This is a genomic window from Curtobacterium sp. PhB142 (genome assembly GCF_004341255.1).
Lineage (GTDB): Bacteria > Actinomycetota > Actinomycetes > Actinomycetales > Microbacteriaceae > Curtobacterium.
This window is the reverse complement of sequence record NZ_SLUT01000020.1, coordinates 1-5,547: the sequence shown is the minus strand read 5'-3', so window position 1 is coordinate 5,547 and position 5,547 is coordinate 1. Positions and strand designations below refer to the sequence as shown.

The 5,547-nt window shown below is 55.5% G+C and carries 3 rRNA genes; all 3 read left to right on the top strand.

From position 1 onward, the window contains the following. Positions 1 to 194: 194 nt before the first annotated feature. The 3 genes from EDF31_RS19680 to rrf all read left to right on the top strand — a co-directional run bounded on the left by EDF31_RS19680 (position 195) and on the right by rrf (position 5,540). Positions 195 to 1,716 (top strand): 16S ribosomal RNA (locus EDF31_RS19680). A 431-nt stretch (positions 1,717 to 2,147) separates the two neighbouring features. Then, positions 2,148 to 5,275: ribosomal RNA gene (locus EDF31_RS19675) — 23S ribosomal RNA — on the top strand. Between the two features lie 148 nt (positions 5,276 to 5,423). Beyond that, positions 5,424 to 5,540, top strand: a 5S ribosomal RNA gene (gene rrf, locus EDF31_RS19670). The 16S, 23S and 5S rRNA genes sit together here, the layout of an rRNA operon. The last annotated feature ends 7 nt before the right edge of the window (positions 5,541 to 5,547 follow it).

The following is a 5,547-nucleotide window of genomic DNA, read 5'->3' as shown; positions in this document are numbered from 1 at the left end:
GAGTGCGTCTGGTCCTTGAGAACTCAACAGCGTGCACATTGTCAATGCCAATTTATTGATTGACCTCGTGCCTGGCCTTCCTTCGGGTTGGTTGGGTTTGAGACAATTCCTTTTGGATTGAAGATTGTCAGTAGACAGTCAACAGTCAGAATCAACTCGGTCTGATGCCCTTTGGGGTGTTGGGTCTGTATTTTTTTACGGAGAGTTTGATCCTGGCTCAGGACGAACGCTGGCGGCGTGCTTAACACATGCAAGTCGAACGATGATGCCCAGCTTGCTGGGTGGATTAGTGGCGAACGGGTGAGTAACACGTGAGTAACCTGCCCCTGACTCTGGGATAAGCGTTGGAAACGACGTCTAATACTGGATATGATCACTGGCCGCATGGTCTGGTGGTGGAAAGATTTTTTGGTTGGGGATGGACTCGCGGCCTATCAGCTTGTTGGTGAGGTAATGGCTCACCAAGGCGACGACGGGTAGCCGGCCTGAGAGGGTGACCGGCCACACTGGGACTGAGACACGGCCCAGACTCCTACGGGAGGCAGCAGTGGGGAATATTGCACAATGGGCGAAAGCCTGATGCAGCAACGCCGCGTGAGGGATGACGGCCTTCGGGTTGTAAACCTCTTTTAGTAGGGAAGAAGCGAAAGTGACGGTACCTGCAGAAAAAGCACCGGCTAACTACGTGCCAGCAGCCGCGGTAATACGTAGGGTGCAAGCGTTGTCCGGAATTATTGGGCGTAAAGAGCTCGTAGGCGGTTTGTCGCGTCTGCTGTGAAATCCCGAGGCTCAACCTCGGGCTTGCAGTGGGTACGGGCAGACTAGAGTGCGGTAGGGGAGATTGGAATTCCTGGTGTAGCGGTGGAATGCGCAGATATCAGGAGGAACACCGATGGCGAAGGCAGATCTCTGGGCCGTAACTGACGCTGAGGAGCGAAAGCATGGGGAGCGAACAGGATTAGATACCCTGGTAGTCCATGCCGTAAACGTTGGGCGCTAGATGTAGGGACCTTTCCACGGTTTCTGTGTCGTAGCTAACGCATTAAGCGCCCCGCCTGGGGAGTACGGCCGCAAGGCTAAAACTCAAAGGAATTGACGGGGGCCCGCACAAGCGGCGGAGCATGCGGATTAATTCGATGCAACGCGAAGAACCTTACCAAGGCTTGACATACACCGGAAACGGCCAGAGATGGTCGCCCCCTTGTGGTCGGTGTACAGGTGGTGCATGGTTGTCGTCAGCTCGTGTCGTGAGATGTTGGGTTAAGTCCCGCAACGAGCGCAACCCTCGTTCTATGTTGCCAGCGGGTTATGCCGGGGACTCATAGGAGACTGCCGGGGTCAACTCGGAGGAAGGTGGGGATGACGTCAAATCATCATGCCCCTTATGTCTTGGGCTTCACGCATGCTACAATGGCCGGTACAAAGGGCTGCGATACCGTAAGGTGGAGCGAATCCCAAAAAGCCGGTCTCAGTTCGGATTGAGGTCTGCAACTCGACCTCATGAAGTCGGAGTCGCTAGTAATCGCAGATCAGCAACGCTGCGGTGAATACGTTCCCGGGCCTTGTACACACCGCCCGTCAAGTCATGAAAGTCGGTAACACCCGAAGCCGGTGGCCTAACCCTTGTGGAAGGAGCCGTCGAAGGTGGGATCGGTGATTAGGACTAAGTCGTAACAAGGTAGCCGTACCGGAAGGTGCGGCTGGATCACCTCCTTTCTAAGGAGCATCTGGCCTCGTGTGCCCTTCGGGGTGGGCGTGGTCCAGGCGCCTGTTTCGGACCGAACGTGTCCGACGGGTAGCTCATGGGTGGAACATTGACAGTGCAGTTGGGAGTGATGCTTCCGACCTCAGTACGCTCTGCTTGCAGGGTTGGGACGGGTTGGGGTGGAGATGCCTGCTGGTGCACGTTGTTGGGTCCTGAGGGACCAGGCTTCCTGATCTGCCGTGAGGTGGGTTGGGGGTTGGGCCTGCGGGTCCTTCGTTGGGCTGCATGAAGCACTGTCACTGGACGGTGGGGAGTGTGGTGCCGATCGTATGTTGAGAACTACACAGTGGACGCGAGCATCTTTGATTCGCGTCATCCAATCGACCGGGCACTTTTGGTGTTCGTGTTGTGGGTGATGACGGATCGCAATTTTAATCTTTGTGGTCAAGTTTCTAAGAGCAAACGGTGGATGCCTTGGCATCTGGAGCCGAAGAAGGACGTAGAAATCTGCGATAAGCCTCGGGGAGCTGATAATCGAGCCCTGATCCGAGGATTTCCGAATGGGGAAACCCCGCTGGGCGCTTTTGTGACCTGGTGACTCCCGCCTGAATATATAGGGCGGGTAGAGGGAACGTGGGGAAGTGAAACATCTCAGTACCCACAGGAAGAGAAAACAACATGTGATTCCGTGAGTAGTGGCGAGCGAAAGCGGATGAGGCTAAACCGATCATGTGTGATAGCCGGCGGGCGTTGCATGGTCGGGGTTGTGGGACACGTCACTCAGTTCTGCCGGACTGGGGCGGTTACAGCGCATCATAGTCGAACCGGTTTGAAAGCCGGGCCGTAGTGGGTGCCAGCCCCGTAGACGAAATGGTGTTATGGCCGGATGTGTATCCCAAGTAGCACGGGGCCCGAGAAATCCCGTGTGAATCTGTCAGGACCACCTGATAAGCCTAAATACTCCCAGATGACCGATAGCGGACAAGTACCGTGAGGGAAAGGTGAAAAGTACCCCGGGAGGGGAGTGAAATAGTACCTGAAACCGTTTGCTTACAAACCGTCGGAGCCTCCTTAGTAGGGGTGACGGCGTGCCTTTTGAAGAATGAGCCTGCGAGTTAGTGATATGTGGCGAGGTTAACCCGTGTGGGGCAGCCGTAGCGAAAGCGAGTCTGAATAGGGCGTTTGAGTCGCATGTTCTAGACCCGAAGCGAAGTGATCTATCCATGGCCAGGTTGAAGCGACGGTAAGACGTCGTGGAGGACCGAACCCACTTCAGTTGAAAATGGAGGGGATGAGCTGTGGATAGGGGTGAAAGGCCAATCAAACTTCGTGATAGCTGGTTCTCTCCGAAATGCATTTAGGTGCAGCGTTGCGTGTTTCTCGCCGGAGGTAGAGCTACTGGATGGCCGATGGGCCTCAACAGGTTACTGACGTCAGCCAAACTCCGAATGCCGGTGAGTGAGAGCGCAGCAGTGAGACGGTGGGGGATAAGCTTCATCGTCGAGAGGGAAACAACCCAGACTACCAACTAAGGTCCCTAAGCGTGTGCTAAGTGGGAAAGGATGTGGAGTTGCATAGACAACCAGGAGGTTGGCTTAGAAGCAGCCACCCTTGAAAGAGTGCGTAATAGCTCACTGGTCAAGTGATTCCGCGCCGACAATGTAACGGGGCTCAAGCACACCACCGAAGTTGTAGATTTCGCACACTAGACAAGCCTTCGTGGTTCAGTCGTGCGGAGTGGTAGGAGAGCGTCGTGTGGCGAGTGAAGCGGCGGAGTGATCCAGCCGTGGACGCTACACGAGTGAGAATGCAGGCATGAGTAGCGAAAGACGGGTGAGAAACCCGTCCTCCGAAAGACCAAGGGTTCCAGGGCCAGGTTAATCCGCCCTGGGTAAGTCGGGACCTAAGGCGAGGCCGACAGGCGTAGTCGATGGACAACGGGTTGATATTCCCGTACCGGCGAACAACCGCCCAAGCTAATCCAGTGGTGCTAAGAGTCCTAACCCGGACGACCGGATCCCTTCGGGGTGATGGTGGCCGGTCTAACGCTCGACCCCATGCTGGTGCGGTTAGCGTATGAACAGGTGTGACGCAGGAAGGTAGCTGAGCCAGGCGATGGTATCCGTAAGGTGAACCTGGTGTAAGGATGTAGGGCTGACGATAGGCAAATCCGTCGTCTGTACGCCTGAGATCCGACGCGTACCCGTAAGGGGAAATCAGTGATCCTATGCTGCCGAGAAAAGCATCGACGCGAGGTTGCAGCCGCCCGTACCCGAAACCGACTCAGGTGGTCAGGTAGAGAATACCAAGGAGATCGAGAGAATCGTGGTTAAGGAACTCGGCAAAATGCCCCCGTAACTTCGGGAGAAGGGGGGCCGGACACGTGACCGGATTTACTCCGTGAGCGTTGAAGGCCGCAGAGACCAGTGGGAAGCGACTGTTTACTAAAAACACAGGTCCGTGCGAAGTCGCAAGACGATGTATACGGACTGACGCCTGCCCGGTGCTGGAAGGTTAAGAGGAAGGGTTAGCCTTTGGGCGAAGCTCTGAATTTAAGCCCCAGTAAACGGCGGTGGTAACTATAACCATCCTAAGGTAGCGAAATTCCTTGTCGGGTAAGTTCCGACCTGCACGAATGGCGTAACGACTTCCCAGCTGTCTCAACCGCGAACTCGGCGAAATTGCACTACGAGTAAAGATGCTCGTTACGCGCAGCAGGACGGAAAGACCCCGTGACCTTTACTACAGTTTGGTATTGGTGTTCGGTGTGGCTTGTGTAGGATAGGTGGGAGACTGTGAAGCGGGCACGCTAGTGTTCGTGGAGTCATTGTTGAAATACCACTCTGGTCACTCTGGATGTCTAACGTAGGACCCTGATCGGGTTCATGGACAGTGCCTGATGGGTAGTTTAACTGGGGCGGTTGCCTCCCAAAGAGTAACGGAGGCGCCCAAAGGTTCCCTCAACCTGGTTGGCAATCAGGTGGCGAGTGTAAGTGCACAAGGGAGCTTGACTGTGAGACTGACAGGTCGAGCAGGGACGAAAGTCGGGACTAGTGATCCGGCAGTGGCTTGTGGAAGCGCTGTCGCTCAACGGATAAAAGGTACCTCGGGGATAACAGGCTGATCTTGCCCAAGAGTCCATATCGACGGCATGGTTTGGCACCTCGATGTCGGCTCGTCGCATCCTGGGGCTGGAGTAGGTCCCAAGGGTTGGGCTGTTCGCCCATTAAAGCGGTACGCGAGCTGGGTTTAGAACGTCGTGAGACAGTTCGGTCCCTATCCGCTGCGCGCGTTGGAAATTTGAGAAGATCTATCCCTAGTACGAGAGGACCGGGATGGACGAACCTCTGGTGTGTCAGTTGTTCTGCCAAGGGCACCGCTGATTAGCTACGTTCGGACCGGATAACCGCTGAAAGCATCTAAGCGGGAAGCCGTCTTCGAGATGAGATTTCCATGCACCTTGAGTGTGAGAGGCTCCCAGCAGACTACTGGGTTGATAGGCCGGATGTGGAAGCGGGGACTAACGACCCGTGGAGCTGACCGGTACTAATAAGCCGAAGACTTGATAACACACTGATTTCCGTGCACGTGTTGCACGGGCTCGCGTCCACTTTGTGGTTCCCGACAGACGATCGGGAATCAAACTGAATACACCGCTCTGCCCATTCGTGGGCAGCAGCCGGAACATGTTTGAGACCAGACTGATGGTCGAAAGTGTTCCGGTGGTCATAGCGAGAGGGAAACGCCCGGTCACATTCCGAACCCGGAAGCTAAGCCTCTCAGCGCCGATGGTACTGCAAGGGGGACCTTGTGGGAGAGTAGGACGCCGCCGGACTTAACGT